Origin of the sequence: Pseudomonas sp. FEMGT703P, from assembly GCF_002786345.1 — a bacterium.
GTDB classification, from domain to species: Bacteria; Pseudomonadota; Gammaproteobacteria; order Pseudomonadales; family Pseudomonadaceae; genus Aquipseudomonas; species Aquipseudomonas peli.
Genome location: NZ_PGCM01000010.1, coordinates 723,708 through 743,307 on the forward strand (window position 1 = coordinate 723,708; position 19,600 = coordinate 743,307).

Below are 19,600 nucleotides of genomic sequence, written 5' to 3' on the forward strand. Positions count from 1 at the left end.
TGGCGTCCCTGAGTGTGACAGGCTGAGCCTGCCTATCGCCTCAGGGTAGAGGCTGGCTCCGCCAGGCGGAACCCCCTCTGCGTGACGCTGTACGAAAAGGTCGCGAGTGGATAACTCGCGACGTTCCTACACCTCAGCCTTGGGCTGCTCCATTTGCACCCAGAGCGGCGGCGCACCTGCAGATTTTTCGATGATCGCAAGGCGCGCCGCGTGCTCGGCGAGCTCTGTAGCGCTGGCCAGGATCACCCGTGTACGCGCGCGCTCAGCAGGTAGGCGGCGGATCGCACTGGGCTGCTGACGGCCATTGCTGTCGCCTTCCGAGCCATCGCCAGCCAGGGACAGATTGGTCTGCCCACCAGTCATGGTCAGGTAGACGTCAGCCAGAATCTCGGCGTCGAGCAAAGCGCCGTGCAGATCACGACCAGAGTTATCAACGCCATAGCGTTTGCACAAGGCATCGAGGTTGTTGCGCTGTCCTGGATGGCGCTCGCGGGCCATCATCAGGGTGTCGAGGATCGAGCAGTGCTCGCTGATATCGGCGCGGTCGTCCTGCTTGATCAGGGCAAATTCGTTGTTGATAAAGCCAACGTCGAACGCCGCGTTGTGAATGATCAGCTGCGCGCCCTTGATGAATTCGAAGAACTCATCGGCGACTTCCTTGAAGCGCGGCTTGTCTTTGACAAAGTCGTTGGTGATGCCGTGCACCGCAATCGCGCCTTCGTCGATTTCGCGATCAGGCTGCAGATAAACATGGAAATGCCGACCGGTCAGACGCCGGCCGATCAGTTCAACACAGCCGATTTCGATGATCCGGTGACCATCGGCCACCGGCATACCGGTGGTTTCGGTATCGAGTACGACGCTACGCATGCTTCTTTGCCCTCACTTCATCCACACCGCGGTTGGCCAGTTGATCGGCCTTCTCGTTACCCGGATGGCCGGTATGACCGCGCACCCACTGCCAGGTAACGTTATGCCGATTGACCTGTTCGTCCAGCGCCTGCCAAAGGTCGGCGTTTTTCACTGGCTCCTTGGCGGCGGTCTTCCAGCCACGTTTCTTCCAGTTCGGCATCCACTCCTGGATGCCTTTCATCACATACTGCGAGTCAGTCACCAGGCGCACCGAACAGGGACGCGTCAGCGCGATCAAGGCACAAATCGCCGCCATCAGTTCCATGCGGTTATTGGTGGTGTTGGGTTCACCGCCCCATAGCTCCTTCTCTACACCCTTGCAAATCAGTAACGCTCCCCAGCCACCCACGCCAGGATTACCTTTGCAGGCGCCGTCGGTGTAGATCTCGACCTGTTCACTCATGTATCTGCAATCTCTCGCTCAATTAGTCCGGCCGGTGCTATTTCTGAGGTGTTTCGCGGCGGCTGACTTTGGCCACGGGCATCGGCAGCAATTTACCTACCGGCTGCCGGTTGGGTTGGCGCAATGGCCGTAGCCCCACAACCAGCTTACGGGCCACCAGCACGTAAAAACCGCCACCGGGTGGCTGCCATGCCGCGCCTAAACGTTCCAGCCCCGCCAACCGCGCCTGCCAGGCCGGCGAAGAAAGCGGCGGACGATAGCACCCGAAGCGGCGTTTCTCCAGCGCGAAACCCAGCAGGTGCAACCAGTCACTGACCCGACTGGGCGCGATACAGCGCGCCTGACGCAAGGCATCGCGTGTTATGAAATGACGCATACCCCAGGTGCTCATCGGGTTGATACCCACGATCAGCAGATGACCGCCTGGGCGTACGCTGCGCGCCGCCTCACGGAGCAAACCGTGGGGTGACAGGCTGAAATCCAGGCCGTGCTGAACCACCACCACATCGGCCGCATGCTCGGTGAGCGGCCAGGATTGCTCCTCACAAACAATTTCCACGCCCTTGAACGGCGCGCCCAGGCGCACACTGCGCTGAATCTGCTGAGCATCCGGCGGCGTTTCGGCGGCTGGGCCGTAATGCACCAGGTAACCGCCAAAGAAGCGCGCCAGCTCTTCCTCCAGCAATTGCCGCTCCTGCTCCAGCAGCAACTGCCCGAGTGGGCCACTCAGCCAAGCGCGCGCTGAGGCAACAAGGTCAAGCCATTCACTGTCTGCATGGGCAAAAGGGTGATCGGACATAAGGGGCTACTCCCGTATTATTCGCGACCGAGCTCGAGCTTAGAGTCTACTCACGACCTCGCGAGCTAGAGTCCTGCAAGGCAAGAACAGGCGAGGAAGCGGAGTGTACTTTTGTACATGAGCATTCCGAGCCTGTTTTTAACGCAGCAGGGCTGACGCGCAGCAGATCGTGCTGCATAGCCAGCATCGCCATTGCACCCTAAGATGCACCTTTGTGCCCTGCTTAGCGACCGACTGATGATAAAAATCGACGCCCTGCCCGCATTCTCCGACAACTATATATGGCTGCTGCAAGACCTGAAGCAGCGTCGCTGCGCGGTTGTTGACCCGGGTGACGCCGCGCCGGTCGAGGCCTGGCTGACGGCCAACCCAGGCTGGCAGTTGAGCGATATTCTGATCACCCACCATCATTTCGATCACGTCGGCGGCATTGAACGACTGAAGGCGGCCACCGGTGCGCGTGTAATGGGGCCGGCCAACGAAAAAATTCCAGGGCGCGACCTGGCGCTGCGAGACGGCGACCAGGCTGAAGTGCTGGGCCAACGATTCGACATATACGAAGTACCGGGGCACACACTCGGGCATATCGCTTTTATCCAGCCTGAACAGCACTGGCTGTTCTGTGGCGACACGCTTTTTGCTGGCGGCTGTGGTCGCTTGTTTGAAGGCAGCCCCGAGCAAATGCATCACTCGCTCAGTCGCTTGGCTGCCCTCCCCGAACAAACGCAAGTGTTCTGCACCCACGAATACACCTTGGGCAACCTGCGCTTTGCCGCGGCCGTTGAGCCCGCTAATCCAGACATCAATCAACGCCTGGCCCAGGTCAGCCAATGGCGCGAAGCTGGGCACATGAGCCTTCCTTCATCGATTGGCCTAGAGCGCGCTACCAACCCTTTTCTGCGTAGCGCACAACCGTCGGTCAGCGCCCGCATCACTGAACGTGATGGGCCTGAAAATCGAACCCCCGCTCAGGTATTCGCGGCATTGCGCGCCTGGAAGGACCATTTCTAAACCTCGACAACCACACAAAAGGCTGGTTAAAACTTGACCAGGAGCAGACTGGTTCCTAGAATCGCTCGACCTTTTCGCCGGGAAGCACACCGCCGCCAATGCCCTTATCACCACGCAAGACCTTGATTTTAAAGGCATTGGCACAAAGCGCTCAGACGCTTGTGGTGATCATGTGCGTAACCCTGGCCGGCTGTCAGACCAGTAACCAATACCGCCCTGACAGTGGCCGCGACACTGACCGTGCGGTTGGCCTTGAGCAAGAGCCGGAGTGGCTCAACAGCGGCGTCGCGCCGACGCCCGACGAGCCAAAAGACATCTGGGAACGGGTGCGCAACGGCTATCAACTGCAGGACACCATCACCCTCAACCCGCGTATCGAGCAACAGCGTCTGTGGTTCGTCAGTAACCCTACGTTTATCGAGAAAGCCGGCGAGCGCAGCAGCCCCTATATCCACTTCATCGTTGAGCGCCTGGAGCAGCGCAATATGCCGATGGAGCTGGCACTGCTGCCGATGATCGAAAGCTCCTACAACCCGCTGGCCTACTCCCATGCTCATGCGGTTGGGCTGTGGCAGTTCATCCCGTCCACCGGGCGCAACTTCAACCTGCGCCAAACCAACTGGTACGACGGCCGCCGCGATGTAATGGCCTCGACCGATGCGGCAATCAGCTATCTGACGCGCCTAAAAGAAATGTTCAACGGCGACTGGCTGTTAGCCCTGGCAGCCTATAACGCTGGCGAAGGCCGAGTGAGCCGAGCGATTGAGCGCAACCAGAAGCTCGGTCTGCCGACCGACTACTGGAACCTCTCGCTGCCAGTGGAAACCCAGAATTACGTGCCCAAGCTACTGGCCCTCTCGCAAGTGGTGATGACGCCGCAAGCCTATGGCGTCAGCCTCGCGCCGATTGCCAATGAACCCTACTTCGAGAAGGTTGCCTTCACTCAGCGCATGGACCTTGCACGTGTCGCCGCCATGGCAGATCTGGATGAAGACGAGCTGTACCTGCTCAACCCCGCGTTCAAAAAAGGCATTACCCTCGACGGCCCTAAGCACCTGCTGATACCCACTGATAAAGCCGAGTTGCTGACCGCCAACCTGTCCTTGATGAAGCCTCAGGAGCAGGTGGACTGGCAGCAATACCGCGTACGCTCCGGTGACAGCCTGCACACCATCGCCAACCGGCACCAGCTCACGGTGAACACCCTCAAAGACATCAATAAGCTTTCAAGCAATAACCTGCGCATTGGCCAGGTGCTGAGTATCCCCGCGCAACCGGGTGTACCCGCGCGCGAACCGGTATTCCAACGCAGCGTGGCCCACAGTGCCCCCAGCCGTACCTATCGGGTGAAAAACGGTGACAACCTCTGGCAGATCGCCAAAAACCACCAGGTCGCCGTGAAGGATGTGCAGCGCTGGAATAAGCTTTCCGGCAACAGCCTGCGTGTCGGTCAAGTGCTCACCCTACACGCCGGCAGCCAACTCAGTGGTGCAAGCGGCAGCAGTGGCAGCGCCCCACGGCGTCAGGGCGCAACCTACTACAAGGTGCGCCAGGGTGACTCGCTGTACCTGATCGCTAAGCGCTTCAAGGTGCCGATGAAGAGCCTGCAGAGCTGGAATCCCAAAGCTGGCAGGGCGCTCAAGCCAGGGCAGACCTTGACCCTGTACAGCCTAAACTGATTACGCCTTCTTGCTCATCGCCTCCAGGCAACGCCCGGTCAACTGGGTAAAACGCTGAAAGGCGACAAACTGCTCGTGCTTCAAGGCCCGCCCCGATACCCGACTGTCGGCATACAGCAAGCCAATTTCGCGGGTGCCGGCCAACAACGGGGCAATAAAGAACATCCCCTGCCCTAGGCGTTGGCGAATCGGTTGAGTGACCAACTCATTCAGGTTGTAACTGGCCGGCACCCCCATCCAGAGGGCCTCTTTGTTGCGCAGGGCATAACTGAAAATATGCGGCTGTTCGGTTTGTTCAACCGGCAAAATAAAATCATGGGCCCAACCGGCCGTTCCCTCGCCCATCACACGCTTGCAGCGGAAACAACTCTGCCCATCTGACAGCACCACCAGCATGATGCGCTCAAGCCCCGCGCCCAGATGAAGCCCCTTGAACAAGGTATCGAGCACCATACCCAGATCACCACGGCGCGAAACCATTAAGCCAAGGTCCTGGAGCGCTTGCTGCAAAACCAGCAAGTTGGGCTGCAGCAGGCGTGCCTTGCGTTGCTCCTGTTGCAGACGAATCTGCTCCGGGTCGGTATTGGGGATCAGCTTGCATAGCTGACTGGCGCCAAAGGTCGCCGCCATCTTCACGGTTTCCTCAGCGCTGGCCAGCACCTGCTGCATGGCTTCTTGAGGGGTCACCCCGATGAAACTGGCCAACTGCCCTACCAGCGCCTCCATTACTGGAGTATCCCAGCCATCCAGCGCGGCCTGACTGATCTTTGCCCCTAGGGTCACGGCTTTGACGGCCGGGTCATTCTGGCTGGTGGACTGATGCGCCAGGCTGACGGTGTCACCCAGGTTCCAGCTTTTCACCAGCGCCAAACTGAGCTGACGGAAACTGGTGCCCAGTTGTTGCATCACCAGCTCGTCCACATCGATTCCAGGTTGCGCCAGAGCACTGGCCAGATCATCCGCCGCATCACCGGCGCAGCCCCAGAACGCCAGCTCACCGACGTTATGTAACAAGGCGGCGATAAACACTTCCTCATCATTTTTAGTCAGCACGTAGCCGGCGATATTGCGCGCTTGCACGGCGGCGTGAAACGAGCGCGCCAACAGTTCAGCAAGCTGATCGCGGGAGCTGCGTGCCAGCAGGCCGTCGATCAGGCTGACCGACAGGCCGATCTGCCGTACGTTGTCGAAGCCAATCAGCACGATTGCTCGGGAAATAGTGCGAATAGGCTCCTGCGAGGGGTTGTAGTAGACACTATTGCCGATACGCAGCACCTTGGTGGTCAAGGCCGCGTCGCGTAGCAGAACGTCTGCCAGTTGCTGCACGGACGATTTGTCACCCAGGGTCAAACGATGCAGATCCTGCACCACCGTAGCCAGGGCGGGTAATTCGGCTTGGTTGAAGCGATCGATCCATGACTGCAAACCATGGCAGGCTGTTAGCAAAATGATGCCCTCGCAGTGGATCACTTGAGTGTAGTCAAAGTGCCGCCATCAACGGCTGTCGAACCTACCCTTTTTCCAGCCGATACAAGCTGTTAATGTGCCTGACCAGCAGCCCACAAGACGCCACGGATCGGATATTTCACTTGATACGTCCCCTCCTCTCGTTACTTCTCTGCATGGCCATCAGTTCATCTGCCTGGGCCACTCTGTATAAAAGCCACGGTTACGCCCAGTTTGGCGAGCTGAAGTATCCCGCCAGCTTCACCCATTTCGCCTGGGTCAACCCGGAAGCCCCTAAAGGTGGCACGCTGCGGATGATGGCCAACGGCACGTTCGACACGCTCAACCCTTACACTTTCAAGGGCAGCAGCCCGATCAGCACGGCCAATTTCCTGCAGTACGGGGTCAACGAGCTGAACGCGCCACTGATGGTCGGCACCGGCGCCTATGACCCTTCCGGTGACGAGCCAGCTTCCAGCTACGGCCTGATCTCCGAGTCGGTGGAGTACAGCGATGATCGCAGCTGGGTGGTGTTCAACCTGCGTCCCGAGGCGCGCTTTCACGACGGCAAGCCGATTACCGCCTATGATGTGGCCTTCTCCTACCGCCTGCTGCTCAAAGACGGTCACCCGCAGTACCGCACCAACCTGCAGGAAGTAAAACGGGTCGATATCCTCAATCGCCACAGCATCCGTTTTGTTCTCAAGCGTGCCGGCAACTCCCTGCTGATCCTGCGCCTCGGTGAATTACCGGTGCTGCCGCAGCACTACTGGAAAGGCCGCGACTTCAAGGCCACCACTTATGAGCCGCCGCTGGGCAGCGGCCCTTACCGAATTACCCAAGTCAGCCCTGGGCGCAGCCTGCGCTTTGAACGAGTTAAGGACTGGTGGGGCGCCAAATTGCCGGTCAACCGCGGCAAGTACAATTTTGACCAAGTCGACGTGGAGTTCTACCGCGACAGCCATGTGGCGTTTGAGGCGTTCAAGGCCGGTGAATTCGACATTTATATCGAACAGCAGGCGAAGAACTGGGCCAATGGCTATCGCTTCCCGGCATTAAGCCGTGGCGAAGTGATCCGCGCCGAGATTCCGCACCAGATCCCGACCCAGACCCAAGCGCTGTTTATGAACACCCGCCGCGAGGTGTTTGCTGACCGCCAGGTACGCGAAGCCCTAGGCCTGATGTTCGACTTCGAGTGGGCCAACCGCGCACTGTTCAACAGCTCCTACACCCGCGCCAAAAGTTATTACCCCAACAGCGAGTTCTCAGCCAGCGGCAAACCAGAAGGCGCCGAGTGGCTGTTGCTCTCGCCCTACCGCAAACAGTTGCAGGCGCGCCTGTTCAGCGAACCATTCAGCATGCCGCAGACCGATGGCCGGGGCATACCGCGGGAAACCTTGCGCCGCGCCCTCGGTCTATTGGCCGAAGCCGGTTGGAAGCCTTCCGGCCAACGCCTGCTCAACAGTGAGGGGCAGCCGCTGCGCTTTGAAATATTGCTGGTCAACCCGAACCTTGAACGCATTTTGCAGCCCTTTACTGAAAATCTCGCCAGCATTGGTATACAAGCCAACCTGCGCACCGTCGACCGCGCCCAATACAAGCAGCGCCTAGACCAATACGACTTCGACATGATTCTGCTGACCCTGCCGCAAACCCTCAGCCCTGGCCTTGAACAGTCGCTGTATTTCCACTCGTCTCAGGCCAAGGTCAAAGGCGGCAGAAACTATGCGGGGGTTACCCACCCGGTGGTCGACGCCATGATCGAAAAACTGCTGTCGGCGCAGAGCCGCGACGAGCAGATCGCCGCCACTCGAGCCCTTGACCGAGTACTGTTGTGGCAGCACTACAGCATTCCAAACTGGTATATCGATTACCACCGCCTGGCTTACCGCAACCGATTTGCCTTCGTCACCACGCCGCCCTACACCCTAGGCCTGCGTACCTGGTGGCTGAAATCCATGGAGAACGCTGAATGACCCATGCATTGCGCGCCCTGTTTATCCACATCAGCAGCATTGCCCTGCTTGGTGTCGCCAGCCTGGCCCTGGCCGGCCCCAAGCACGCACAAACCTTGTACGACGAGCCACCCAAGTACCCGGCTAACTTCAAGCACTTCGACTATGTAAATCCGGATGCGCCCAAAGGCGGCACCCTGCGTCAGGCCGGTTTTGGCGGCTTCGATAGCCTCAACCCCTTCATTAACAAGGGCGTGCCGGCCGACGATATCGGCATGATCTACGACACCCTGACACGCCATGGTCTGGATGAACCCTTTACCGAATACGGTCTGCTCGCAGAAAAGATCGAGAAAGCCCCGGACAACGCCTGGGTACGCTTCTACCTGCGCCCCGAGGCACGCTTCCACGACGGTCAGCCGGTGACCGCCGAAGATGTCAAGTTCAGCTTCGATACGCTGATGAGCAAAGGCGCACCGATGTACCGCGGCTACTACGCCGATGTCGAAAAGGTCGAGGTCGAAAGCCCCCAGCGTGTCCGTTTTGTCTTCAAACAGGCTGGGAACCGTGAGCTGCCGCTGATCGTCGGCCAATTGCCGGTATTGCCAAAGCACTGGTGGGCCGAGCGTGACTTCAGTAAAGGCAACCTCGATGTGCCGCTGGGCAGTGGGCCTTACAAGGTGGCGGACGTGCAGGCCGGCCGCTCGATTCGCTATGAGCGGGTCAAGGACTGGTGGGGCAAGGACTTGCCGGTCAATCGCGGGTTCTACAATTTCGACACACTGGAAATCGACTATTACCGCGACAACACCGTCGCTCTTGAAGCACTCAAGGCTGGGCAATTCGACTATTGGCTGGAAACCAGCGCAAAGAACTGGGCTACCGCCTATAACACCCCCGCAGTTGCCAATGGCCAGCTGATCAAGGAAGAAATCGCCAACCACAACCCCACGGGCATGCAGGGCTTTATCTTCAACACCCGCCGCCCGTTGTTCACGGACCGCCGCGTACGTGAAGCCCTGGGCCTGCTGTTCGATTACGAGTGGGCCAACCGCCAGCTGTTCAACGGCGCCTACACGCGCACGCGCAGCTACTTCGACAACTCCGAACTGGCCTCAGTCGGCCTACCGTCCGCAGATGAGTTGAAGCTACTTGAGCCGCTGCGCGTGCAGATTCCGCCCCAGGTATTTACCGACGAGTACCACCCCCCTGTCACCGATGGCAGCGGCATCATTCGTGAGCAACAACGCCGCGCTTATCAGTTGCTGCAGGAAGCCGGCTGGCGCGTGGATGGCGATCAGATGCTCGACAGCACAGGCAAACCGGTGAGCTTCGAGTTCCTGCTGGCGCAAACCGAATTCGAACGCGTCCTGCTGCCGTTCAAACGTAACCTGGCTGACCTGGGCATCGAACTGGTTATCCGCCGCGTTGACGTGTCCCAGTACATCAACCGCCTGCGTTCACGTGACTTTGATCTGATCGTCGGTGGCTTTGGTCAGTCCAACTCCCCTGGCAACGAACAGCGCGAATACTGGCACTCCAGCAGCGCCGACAACCCCGGCAGCCGAAACTTTATTGGCCTGAAAGACCCGGCCGTGGACAGTCTGGTAGAGGGTCTGATTAACGCCGACTCGCGCCAGAGCCTGATCACCCACACCCGTGCCCTCGACCGTGTGCTGCTGTGGGGCCATTACGTGGTGCCCAACTGGCATATCAAGACCTGGCGCGTGGCCTACTGGAACCGCTTTGAGCACCCGGAAATAAGCCCGAAATACGACATAGGCCTGCACACCTGGTGGGCCCGCGAGAAATCACCTGAAGCCGTAGCCGACGAAGCTGCCGCTCACCCCGCCGTAGACGTGGAGCAATAAGATGCTGGCGTATATCTTTCGTCGGCTGCTGCTGATCATCCCCACGCTGTTCGGCATTCTGTTGATCAACTTCATCATCATCCAGGCCGCCCCCGGTGGCCCGGTCGAGCAGATGATCGCCAAGCTGGAAGGCTTTGACGGCGCTACCAGCCGGATTGCCGGCGGCGGTGCCGAAGTTTCGGTGGCCGGTTCCAACTACCGCGGCGCCCAGGGCCTGGACCCCGAGCTGGTGGCAGAAATTGAGCGCATGTACGGCTTCGATAAATCCGCCCCGGAACGCTTCTGGCTGATGCTCAAAAGCTATGCGCAGCTGGACTTCGGCTCGAGCTTCTTCCGCGATGCTGAGGTCATCGACCTGATCATCGAGAAGATGCCAGTGTCGATCTCCCTTGGGCTGTGGAGCACGCTGATCATGTACCTAGTGTCGATCCCGCTGGGCATTGCCAAGGCCACTCGCCACGGCAGCGCCTTCGACGTCTGGACCAGCTCGGCGATCATCGTCGGTTACGCCATCCCTGCCTTCCTCTTCGCCATTCTGCTGATCGTGCTGTTTGCTGGCGGCAGCTACTGGGACTGGTTCCCGCTGCGCGGGCTGACGTCTAACAATTTCGACGAGCTGAGCTTTACCGGCAAGCTGCTCGACTATTTCTGGCACCTGGCGCTGCCCGTCACCGCACTGGTGATCGGCAACTTCGCCACCCTGACGCTGCTGACCAAAAACAGCTTTCTCGATGAGATCAACAAACAGTACGTGGTCACCGCTCGCGCCAAGGGCCTGAGCAACATCCGCGTGCTCTATGGCCATGTGTTCCGTAACGCCATGCTGATCATCATCGCCGGCTTCCCGGCGGCCTTTATCGGCATCTTCTTTACCGGCTCATTGCTGATCGAGGTGATCTTCTCCCTCGATGGCCTCGGCCTGATGAGTTTCGAGGCCGCAATCAACCGCGATTACCCGGTGGTGTTCGGCACCCTGTTTATCTTCACGTTGCTGGGCCTGGTGGTGAAATTGATCGGCGACATTACCTACACCCTGGTCGATCCGCGTATCGACTTCGAAAGCCGGGAGGGTTGAGATGAAACTGTCCCCAATCAATCAACGCCGCTTCCAGCTGTTCAAGGCGCACAAACGCGGCTGGTGGTCGCTGTGGGTGTTCCTCGCACTGTTCTTCGTCACCCTCGGCGCCGAGCTGATCGCCAACGATAAGCCGTTGGTGGTGAGCTACGACAGCGAACTGTATTTCCCGGTATTCAAGCGCTACCCGGAAACCACCTTCGGCGGTGAATTCCCGCTGCAGGCCAACTACAAAAGCCCTTACATCCAAGAGCTGATCAAGGAAAAGGACGGCTGGATGATCTGGCCGCCGATCCGCTACAGCTACTCCAGCATCAATTACGACCTGCAAGTGCCCGCCCCAGCGCCACCGTCAGCGGAAAACCTGCTGGGCACTGATGACCAGGGCCGCGATGTTCTGGCACGGGTGATTTATGGCTTCCGCATTTCCGTGCTGTTTGCCCTGATTCTGACCTTGGCCAGTTCGGTAATCGGAGTATTTGCCGGCGCCCTGCAGGGCTTCTATGGCGGCTGGGTCGACTTGGCCGGGCAACGCTTTCTGGAAATCTGGTCCGGGCTGCCAGTGCTCTATCTGCTGATCATCCTCGCCAGCTTCGTGCAGCCGAACTTCTGGTGGCTGCTGGGCATCATGTTGCTGTTCTCCTGGATGAGCCTGGTGGACGTGGTGCGCGCCGAGTTCCTGCGTGGGCGCAACCTGGAATATGTGCGCGCAGCCCGTGCGTTGGGCATGCAGAACGGCTCAATCATGTTCCGTCACATCCTGCCCAACGCGATGATTTCCACCATGACCTTTATGCCGTTCATCCTCACCGGCGCGATCGGCACCCTCACTGCGCTGGATTTCCTCGGCTTCGGCCTGCCGCCGGGCGCGCCGTCATTGGGTGAGCTGGTGGCCCAGGGCAAATCCAACCTGCAGGCGCCCTGGCTCGGTATCAGCGCCTTTGCCGTGCTCGCTCTGATGCTCAGCCTGCTGGTGTTTATCGGCGAAGCGGCACGCGATGCCTTCGATCCGAGGAAATGACATGATCGACTCCAACACCCTCATCGAAGTCCGCGACCTCGCGGTCGAATTCGTCACCGGCAGCCTGAAACAGCGCGTGCTCGAAGGCGTCAGCTTCGACATCAAGCGCGGCGAAACCCTGGCTTTGGTGGGCGAAAGCGGCTCGGGAAAATCAGTCACCGCGCACTCAATCCTGCGTCTGCTGCCCTACCCGCTGGCGCAGCACCCCAGCGGCAGCATTCACTACGCCGGACAAGACCTGCTCAAACTGAACGAGAACAAGCTGCGCGGCATCCGCGGCAACCGCATCGCCATGGTCTTTCAAGAGCCCATGACCTCGCTGAACCCGCTGCACAGCATCGAAAAGCAGATCAACGAAGTGCTAACCCTGCATAAAGGCCTGCGCGGCAAGGCCGCCACGGCTCGCACTCTGGAACTGCTCGAACTGGTCGGCATTCCCGAACCGCATAAGCGCCTCAAGGCCTATCCACACGAGCTATCAGGCGGCCAACGACAGCGTGTGGTGATCGCCATGGCCCTGGCCAACGAGCCGGAACTGCTGATCGCCGACGAGCCAACCACCGCGCTGGACGTCACCGTGCAACTGAAGATCCTTGAGCTGCTCAAGGACCTGCAGGCGCGCCTAGGCATGGCGATTCTGCTGATCAGCCACGATCTCAACCTGGTGCGGCGCATAGCCCATCGCGTCTGCGTCATGCAGCGCGGACATATCGTCGAACAAGCGGCCTGCGAAACGCTATTTAAAGATCCACAGCACCCCTATACCCGAGAGCTGCTAGGCGCCGAGCCAACTGGCGGCCCAGTCGATCAGCCGCCTGGCCAAACCATGCTGGAAATCGACAACCTGCGTGTCTGGTTCCCGATCAAGAAGGGCCTGCTGCGCCGCACGGTCGACCATGTCAAAGCCGTGGACGGCATCAACTTCAGCCTGCCGCAGGGTCATACCTTGGGTATCGTCGGCGAAAGCGGCTCGGGTAAATCCACCCTGGGTTTGGCGATTCTGCGTCTGCTCGGCAGTCAAGGTGGTATCCGCTTCCAGGGCCAGGCGATCGATAGCCTGTCGCAAGAGGATGTACGCCCTCTGCGCCGGCAAATGCAGGTGGTGTTTCAGGACCCCTTCGGCAGCCTCAGTCCGCGTATGTCAGTTGGCCAGATTATTGGCGAAGGCCTGCAGATCCACCGCATGGGCAGCGAAGCCGAACAGGAACAGGCCATTATCGACGCACTGGTGGAAGTGGGGCTGGACCCTGAAACCCGTCACCGCTATCCCCACGAGTTCTCCGGTGGCCAGCGCCAACGCATCGCCATCGCCCGCGCCCTGGTGCTGAAACCCGCGCTGATCCTGCTGGATGAGCCGACCTCAGCCCTCGACCGCACCGTGCAGCGCCAGGTGGTCGAATTACTGCGTTCACTACAGGCCAAATACAACCTGACCTACTTGTTCATCAGCCATGACCTGGCCGTGGTCAGGGCCCTGAGTCACCAGGTGATGGTGGTGAAACAAGGCAAAGTGGTCGAACAAGGCCCGGCTGAACGTGTCTTTGCCGCGCCACAGGACATCTATACACAACAGTTGCTGGAAGCGGCCTTTATGGTCCCAGCTGGCTAATTCTTGTAGACAGGAAGAGGAATCACACCCATGGGTTTTCTAAGCGGCAAGCGCGTACTGATCGTTGGCGTCGCCAGCAAACTGTCCATTGCCTCCGGTATCGCAGCAGCCATGCACCGTGAAGGCGCCGAACTGGCCTTCACCTATCAAAACGAAAAGCTCAAAGGCCGCGTTGAAGGCTTTGCCGCTGATTGGGGCTCGAACGCTGACCTGTGCTTCCCATGCGATGTGGCAAACGATGAGGAAATCGCCTCGGTCTTCGAAGCCCTGAGCAAGAAGTGGGACGGCCTGGATTGCATCGTTCACTCCGTTGGCTTCGCCCCAGGCGACCAACTGGACGGTGACTTCACCGACGTCACCACCCGCGAAGGCTTCCGCATCGCACACGACATCAGTGCCTACAGTTTCGTCGCCCTGGCCAAAGCCGGCCGCGAGATGATGAAAGGCCGCAATGGCAGCCTGCTGACCCTGTCCTACCTGGGTGCAGAGCGCACCATGCCCAACTACAACGTGATGGGCATGGCCAAGGCCAGCCTGGAAGCCGGCGTACGCTACCTGGCCGGCAGCCTCGGCCCAGAGGGCACCCGCGTCAACGCCATCTCCGCTGGCCCGATCCGCACCCTGGCGGCCTCCGGGATCAAGAGCTTCCGCAAGATGCTCGCCGCCAACGAGAAGCAGACCCCGCTGCGTCGCAACGTGACCATCGAAGAAGTCGGCAACGCCGGCGCCTTCCTCTGCTCGGACCTGGCTTCGGGCGTTAGCGGCGAGATCATGTACGTCGACGGCGGTTTCAACACCACTGCCATGGGCGCTATGGAAGAGTAAGCAGTTAAATCGCAGCAATAAAAAAGGCCGCTTAATTAAGCGGCCTTTTTTATTCTTCAGTGATATTGATCAGAAACGTTCGATATCCGCTGTCTCTTCCAGCTGCTTGCGGAACGCTTCGAAGTCCTGCTGACCGACGCGTGAAGCGAGGAAGCGGCTGTACATGGCCTTGTCCTCATCCGACAGTGTTTGCTCCGGATGGCTCACGCCATTGAGACGGATGATCATAAAATCACCGTTGCTCAAACTGAGGCCAGTGAAGGTCGGCTTGTCAGCTGCTTCAGGCTTAGGCATACGGAACAACGCTTGCAGCACCACCGGCTCAACGCCTTCCTGGCTACGAGTGGCCGCTTCGACCACATTCCAGCCCTGCTTGGCATCGGCCTGGGTAACCGGCGTCTGACCGTCACGCAAAGCAGCCAGCTGCTCTTCACCCTTGGCTTTCACGGCTTCGCTTGCGCGAACCTTGGTCAACTGGGCGCGGATGCTATCGGCAACCTGCTCAAGCGGCAGCTGCTCAGGTTTGTTGTGCTCTTTAACGCGCACCACCACCACTGTGTTCGGATCAAGCTCGATCACACTGCTGTTACTGCCGTCTTCCAGCACTTCATCACTGAATGCCGCCTGAATCACCTGACGATTGGCCGTCAGACCTTCAGCGCCGCCCTGGCGACCGAACGCTTCGGTCGTCTTGACCTCCAGGCCGAGTTCCTGAGCGGGCTGAGCCAAGTCAGATGACTCAAACGCGGCATCTTCGAGGTCTTTTGACACTTCGACAAAGCGCTGCTCAACCTGACGCGCCTTGAGGTCGCGCTGCAGTTTTTCTTCCAGACTGGCGAAGCTCGGCACTTCCGGCGCCTGAACACCGAGGAGTTTGATCAAGTGCCAACCAAACTCGCTGCGCACGGGAGCAGATACGGCATTTTCTTCCAGCGCATACAACGCTTCTTCAAAGGCCGGGTCATAAACGCCAGGGCCGGCAAAGCCCAGATCACCGCCCTCACCTGCCGAACCCGAATCATCGGAGACTTCTTTGGCCAGTGCGGCGAACTCTTCGCCTTGCTCGAGACGCTTCTGCACCGCGACCAACTTGGCCTGGGCTTGCTCGTCATTCAGCTTATCGTTGACCTCAACCAGAATGTGCGCGGCACGGCGCTGTTCGGCGAGGTTGGCGATTTCACTCTGATAAGCGCTTTGCAGCGCCTCATCGGTGACTTCAACCTGATCGAAGAAAGCGTCTTTTTTCAGCTCGACGTATTCCAGCACAACCTGCTCAGGAGTCATGAACTCGCTGGCCTGAGCGTCATAGTAGGCCTTGATATCGTCATCGCTGAGCGTGACCGCGTTCAGATCAGCCTTGAGAGTCAGGGTCGCGAAATCACGTGTCTGCTTTTCCAGTGCGGCAAACGCCTGCACCTGAGCATCAGTGACAAAACCGCTGTTAGCCAAACCGGCGCGCAGCTGACCGATGAGCATTTCCTGCTCAAGCATCTGACGGAACTGCAAACGGCTGTAGCCCAACTGACGGATAACCTGATCAAAGCGCTCTGCATTGAACTGGCCATCAACCAGGAACTCAGGGGTTTTCAGGATCAGTTGGTCCAACGCTTGTTGCGAGAAGGCAAACTTGGCGTCTTTGGCGCTATCGAGCAACAAAGTACGCTCAACCAAGCCATTCAGCGCGGCTTCGCGCAGCAGTTTCTCATCCAGCAAGGACGCATCGAAATCACGCCCCAACTGCTGAAGCAATTGACGACGCTGCATCTCAACCGCCTGGCTGAGTTCAGTAGTGGTGATCTTCTCGCCGTTAACTTCAGCCGCATTCTGGCTGTTGCTGGTGCTTGTAAAAATGGCATCAACACCTGTCAGCGCGAGCAGCGCGACGATAATGCCAATGATGGTTTTGGCAATCCAACCCTGTGAATTGTCCCTGATGTTTTGCAGCATGCGTCCCCCAGAACGACTGTAAAAATAAAGCAGTCGCGCAGTGTGGGTAAAATCCGGATAGAAGAAAGGCGCATCAGTGGATGCGCCTTCTCGTAACTGGCGAAGCGGATCGAACTCAAGCAGCTGATTCGTCGTGCTCAGCGAGCAATGCTCGGCTGAACATCCCGCCCCGCATCAGATCAGCCATTCAACTGATCTGCTGGGCAAAACCGAAAGAGGCTTAGTTGACAGCGTCTTTCAGGGCTTTACCGGCTTTAAAGCCTGGAATCTTGGCAGCAGCGATGCTGATTGGGTTACCAGTCTGTGGGTTGCGGCCAGTGCGAGCAGCACGCTCTTTCACAGCGAAAGTGCCGAAGCCAACCAGTACTACGGAATCACCGGCCTTCAGAGCGCCAGTAACGGATTCAATTACTGCGTCCAGCGCACGGCCGGCAACAGCTTTTGGGATATCAGCAGATGCAGCGATGGCATCGATCAGTTCCGACTTGTTCACTCTTAAGTCCCCTTAATTTCTGTTGAGTTTATTTCTTGCTTTTAAATGTAAGCGAAGCTGGTGCGGAGAGCCTGCCGACACGATAAGAGCCGCTTTATAACAAGGGCTCTAAAAATGTGTCAAGAAACCCCTCCGGCTAATGCGTGCTAATTCGCTCCTTGGAATCAGTCTCGCGTTTTTCATCCTTTGCAACCATGGGAGCCGCATCAGGCAAGGGCTCCGGGGCGTATTGCAGCGCAATTTGCAGGACCTCGTCAATCCATTTAACCGGTTTAATCTGCAGGTCTTGCTTAATATTCTCAGGAATCTCTTTCAAATCGCGCACATTCTCTTCCGGAATGATGACGGTCTTGATTCCACCACGGTGAGCAGCCAGCAGTTTTTCTTTCAAACCACCGATGGCTAGTACTTGCCCACGCAGGGTAATTTCCCCAGTCATGGCCACGTCGGCACGCACAGGAATCTGTGTCAGGGCTGAAACCAGCGCCGTACACATACCAACGCCTGCGCTGGGGCCATCTTTGGGCGTTGCTCCCTCCGGCATGTGGATGTGGATGTCCTGCTTCTCATAGAAGTCCACAGGCACGCCCAGGCTCTTGGCCCGACTGCGAACAACGGTCTGCGCAGCGGTGATGGATTCCAGCATTACATCGCCAAGCGAACCAGTCTTAATCAGCTGACCTTTACCAGGGACCACGACTGCCTCGATGGTCAGCAGCTCACCGCCAACCTGAGTCCAGGCAAGACCGGTGACCTGGCCAATTTGATCCTGCTGCTCGGCCAAACCGTAGCGATGCTTGCGCACGCCGAGGAAATGCTCCAGCGACTCGGCCGTAACGGTGACCTGGAAGCGCTTCTCGGTGGAGTGCTCCTTAACCACTTTGCGGCACACCTTGGCAATCTGGCGTTCCAGGCCGCGCACACCTGCTTCGCGAGTGTAGTAGCGAATGATGTCGCGAATAGCCGCATCCTCAAATACCAACTCGGTTTTTTTCAGGCCATTGGCCTGAACCTGTTTAGGCGCCAGGTATTTGATCGCGATGTTGATCTTCTCGGCTTCGGTGTAACCCGGCAAGCGAATCACTTCCATGCGGTCCAGCAGCGGACCCGGAATATTCATCGAGTTAGCCGTGCAGAGGAACATCACATCGGACAGGTCGTAGTCGACCTCCAGATAGTGATCGTTGAAGTTGTGATTCTGCTCTGGATCCAGCACCTCAAGCAGCGCCGACGCAGGGTCGCCGCGCATATCCTGGCCCATTTTGTCGATTTCATCGAGCAAGAAGAGCGGGTTACGCACGCCGACTTTGGTCATCTTTTGAATCAATCGACCCGGCATAGAGCCAATATAGGTACGGCGATGACCACGGATTTCAGCTTCATCACGTACACCACCGAGTGCCATACGCACGAACTTACGGTTTGTGGCACTGGCAATCGACTCGGCCAGTGAGGTTTTACCCACACCAGGTGGTCCGACCAAACACAATACCGGGCCTTTGAGTTTCTTAACGCGCTTCTGCACGGCGAGGTACTCAAGAATGCGTTCTTTGACCTCTTCCAAGCCATAGTGATCCGCATCCAGAATGCTCTCAGCGCGTGCCAGATCGAGACGTACCTTGCTCTGCGCTTTCCATGGCACATTGACCAACCAATCAATGTAGGAGCGCACCACAGTAGCCTCAGCGGACATCGGCGACATCTGCTTGAGCTTGTTGAGCTCCGCATTGGCTTTGTTCAGCGCTTCAGCTGTGAGGCCGGCGTTATCGATGCGCTTTCTCAGCTCATCAAGTTCATTGTGGCCTTCTTCGCTATCACCAAGCTCTTTCTGAATGGCCTTCATCTGCTCATTCAGGTAGTACTCGCGCTGGCTACGCTCCATTTGCTTCTTGACCCGACCGCGAATGCGCTTCTCAACCTGCAGCAGGTCGATTTCCGCATCCAGCAGCGCCAAAACATGCTCAACCCGAGCAGCCAGATCGGTAATTTCCAGAATTTCTTGCTTCTGCTCGATCTTCAGCACCATGTGTGCCGCCATGGTGTCGACTAGACGGCTCGGCTCATCAATGCCGTTCAGCGATGCCAACACCTCGGCAGGTACTTTCTTACCGAGTTGAACATACTGCTCAAACTGGCTCAGTAAGCTACGGGTGAAAACCTCAGACTCACGCTCCGCGGCATCAACTTCGTCGATCAGCTGCACTTCAGCACGGCAGTGACCATCGACCTCGATAAAACGCTCAATCTCACCACGCTGCTCGCCTTCGACCAGTACCTTGACGGTGCCGTCTGGAAGCTTGAGCAACTGCAAAACGGTGGCGACTGTACCAACCCGATAGAGGCCAGCCTCATCTGGATCATCGTCGGCAGGATTTCTCTGAGCGAGAAGCAGAATCTGCTTCTCGCCCGTCATTGCAGCTTCAAGCGCTTCAATGGATTTCTCACGCCCGACGAATAACGGAATGACCATGTGCGGATAGACCACAACATCGCGCAACGGCAAGAGAGGCAATTCGATGGTTGTCTTCATGATTTCGGCTCTACGGCGGCCATA

Annotated in this window: 15 protein-coding genes; 8 read left to right on the forward strand and 7 right to left on the reverse strand. The window is 58.3% G+C overall.

What is annotated here, in order from left to right:
- Nucleotides 1-126 precede the first annotated feature (126 nt).
- Genes dnaQ through CUR33_RS16915 form a run of 3 tightly spaced genes read right to left on the reverse strand, consistent with a single transcriptional unit; the run spans nucleotide 127 to nucleotide 2,114 of the window.
- A complete protein-coding gene (dnaQ, locus tag CUR33_RS16905; protein ID WP_289240352.1) occupies nucleotides 127-870 on the reverse strand; it encodes a DNA polymerase III subunit epsilon in 744 nt (247 codons plus the stop codon).
- Nucleotides 863-1,315, reverse strand: a complete 453-nt coding sequence (rnhA, locus tag CUR33_RS16910) for a ribonuclease HI (RefSeq protein ID WP_090255849.1) — start codon at nucleotides 1,313-1,315, stop codon at nucleotides 863-865. The genes dnaQ and rnhA overlap by 8 nt, the downstream gene beginning before the upstream one ends.
- A gap of 37 nt (nucleotides 1,316-1,352) precedes the next feature.
- Nucleotides 1,353-2,114 carry a class I SAM-dependent methyltransferase gene (locus CUR33_RS16915; RefSeq protein WP_289240353.1) on the reverse strand — a complete coding sequence of 254 codons (762 nt, stop codon included), beginning with the start codon at nucleotides 2,112-2,114 and terminating at the stop codon, nucleotides 1,353-1,355.
- A gap of 237 nt (nucleotides 2,115-2,351) precedes the next feature.
- Between CUR33_RS16915 and gloB the strand changes: the two genes are divergently transcribed.
- Nucleotides 2,352-3,125 (forward strand): hydroxyacylglutathione hydrolase, encoded by a 774-nt coding sequence (gloB, locus tag CUR33_RS16920; protein ID WP_289240354.1) that lies wholly within the window; start codon nucleotides 2,352-2,354, stop codon nucleotides 3,123-3,125.
- A 98-nt stretch (nucleotides 3,126-3,223) separates the two neighbouring features.
- Nucleotides 3,224-4,804 (forward strand): lytic transglycosylase domain-containing protein, encoded by a 1,581-nt coding sequence (locus CUR33_RS16925; RefSeq protein ID WP_289240355.1) that lies wholly within the window; start codon nucleotides 3,224-3,226, stop codon nucleotides 4,802-4,804.
- Here the strand turns inward: CUR33_RS16925 and CUR33_RS16930 are convergent, their stop codons facing one another.
- Complete coding sequence (locus CUR33_RS16930; RefSeq protein WP_289240356.1) at nucleotides 4,805-6,229, reverse strand: HDOD domain-containing protein; 1,425 nt, start codon at nucleotides 6,227-6,229, stop codon at nucleotides 4,805-4,807.
- Between the two features lie 167 nt (nucleotides 6,230-6,396).
- Here CUR33_RS16930 and CUR33_RS16935 point away from each other — a divergent pair, with 167 nt between their 5' ends.
- From CUR33_RS16935 to fabI, 6 genes are read left to right on the forward strand one after another with little or no spacing between them, the layout of a single operon-like run.
- Nucleotides 6,397-8,226 (forward strand): extracellular solute-binding protein, encoded by a 1,830-nt coding sequence (locus CUR33_RS16935; RefSeq protein ID WP_289240383.1) that lies wholly within the window; start codon nucleotides 6,397-6,399, stop codon nucleotides 8,224-8,226.
- The gene (locus tag CUR33_RS16940; protein ID WP_289240357.1) at nucleotides 8,223-10,076 is read left to right on the forward strand and encodes an extracellular solute-binding protein; all 1,854 of its coding nucleotides are present in this window, start codon (nucleotides 8,223-8,225) and stop codon (nucleotides 10,074-10,076) included. Before CUR33_RS16935 ends, CUR33_RS16940 begins: the two co-directional genes overlap by 4 nt.
- A gap of 1 nt (nucleotide 10,077) precedes the next feature.
- Nucleotides 10,078-11,151: a microcin C ABC transporter permease YejB gene (locus CUR33_RS16945; protein WP_289240358.1), complete on the forward strand. Its 1,074-nt coding sequence runs from the start codon at nucleotides 10,078-10,080 to the stop codon at nucleotides 11,149-11,151.
- Nucleotide 11,152: 1 nt separating this feature from the next.
- Complete coding sequence (locus tag CUR33_RS16950; protein WP_289240359.1) at nucleotides 11,153-12,172, forward strand: ABC transporter permease; 1,020 nt, start codon at nucleotides 11,153-11,155, stop codon at nucleotides 12,170-12,172.
- A gap of 1 nt (nucleotide 12,173) precedes the next feature.
- A complete protein-coding gene (locus CUR33_RS16955; protein ID WP_289240360.1) occupies nucleotides 12,174-13,781 on the forward strand; it encodes an ABC transporter ATP-binding protein in 1,608 nt (535 codons plus the stop codon).
- 30 nt (nucleotides 13,782-13,811) lie between these two features.
- Entirely contained in the window at nucleotides 13,812-14,606 is a 795-nt protein-coding gene (fabI, locus tag CUR33_RS16960; protein ID WP_090255858.1) for an enoyl-ACP reductase FabI, read from the forward strand.
- A gap of 69 nt (nucleotides 14,607-14,675) precedes the next feature.
- Here fabI and CUR33_RS16965 read toward each other — a convergent pair whose 3' ends face one another.
- From CUR33_RS16965 to lon, 3 genes are all read right to left on the reverse strand, one after another.
- Entirely contained in the window at nucleotides 14,676-16,553 is a 1,878-nt protein-coding gene (locus CUR33_RS16965; RefSeq protein ID WP_289240361.1) for a SurA N-terminal domain-containing protein, read from the reverse strand.
- 220 nt (nucleotides 16,554-16,773) lie between these two features.
- Nucleotides 16,774-17,046 carry a nucleoid-associated protein HU-beta gene (gene hupB / locus CUR33_RS16970; RefSeq protein WP_010490206.1) on the reverse strand — a complete coding sequence of 91 codons (273 nt, stop codon included), beginning with the start codon at nucleotides 17,044-17,046 and terminating at the stop codon, nucleotides 16,774-16,776.
- 136 nt (nucleotides 17,047-17,182) lie between these two features.
- Complete coding sequence (lon, locus tag CUR33_RS16975) at nucleotides 17,183-19,576, reverse strand: endopeptidase La (RefSeq protein WP_289240362.1); 2,394 nt, start codon at nucleotides 19,574-19,576, stop codon at nucleotides 17,183-17,185.
- Nucleotides 19,577-19,600: the final 24 nt, after the last annotated feature.

What these genes read in the sequence shown, in the direction of transcription:
- dnaQ (WP_289240352.1), bottom strand. Translation starts at nt 870, where the DNA reads ATGCGTAGCGTCGTACTCGATACCGAAACCACCGGTATGCCGGTGGCC.
- fabI (WP_090255858.1), top strand. Translation starts at nt 13,812, where the DNA reads ATGGGTTTTCTAAGCGGCAAGCGCGTACTGATCGTTGGCGTCGCCAGC.
- CUR33_RS16925 (WP_289240355.1), top strand. Translation starts at nt 3,224, where the DNA reads ATGCCCTTATCACCACGCAAGACCTTGATTTTAAAGGCATTGGCACAA.
- gloB (WP_289240354.1), top strand. Translation starts at nt 2,352, where the DNA reads ATGATAAAAATCGACGCCCTGCCCGCATTCTCCGACAACTATATATGG.
- CUR33_RS16950 (WP_289240359.1), top strand. Translation starts at nt 11,153, where the DNA reads ATGAAACTGTCCCCAATCAATCAACGCCGCTTCCAGCTGTTCAAGGCG.
- lon (WP_289240362.1), bottom strand. Translation starts at nt 19,576, where the DNA reads ATGAAGACAACCATCGAATTGCCTCTCTTGCCGTTGCGCGATGTTGTG.
- CUR33_RS16965 (WP_289240361.1), bottom strand. Translation starts at nt 16,553, where the DNA reads ATGCTGCAAAACATCAGGGACAATTCACAGGGTTGGATTGCCAAAACC.
- CUR33_RS16915 (WP_289240353.1), bottom strand. Translation starts at nt 2,114, where the DNA reads ATGTCCGATCACCCTTTTGCCCATGCAGACAGTGAATGGCTTGACCTT.
- CUR33_RS16940 (WP_289240357.1), top strand. Translation starts at nt 8,223, where the DNA reads ATGACCCATGCATTGCGCGCCCTGTTTATCCACATCAGCAGCATTGCC.
- CUR33_RS16955 (WP_289240360.1), top strand. Translation starts at nt 12,174, where the DNA reads ATGATCGACTCCAACACCCTCATCGAAGTCCGCGACCTCGCGGTCGAA.
- rnhA (WP_090255849.1), bottom strand. Translation starts at nt 1,315, where the DNA reads ATGAGTGAACAGGTCGAGATCTACACCGACGGCGCCTGCAAAGGTAAT.
- CUR33_RS16945 (WP_289240358.1), top strand. Translation starts at nt 10,078, where the DNA reads ATGCTGGCGTATATCTTTCGTCGGCTGCTGCTGATCATCCCCACGCTG.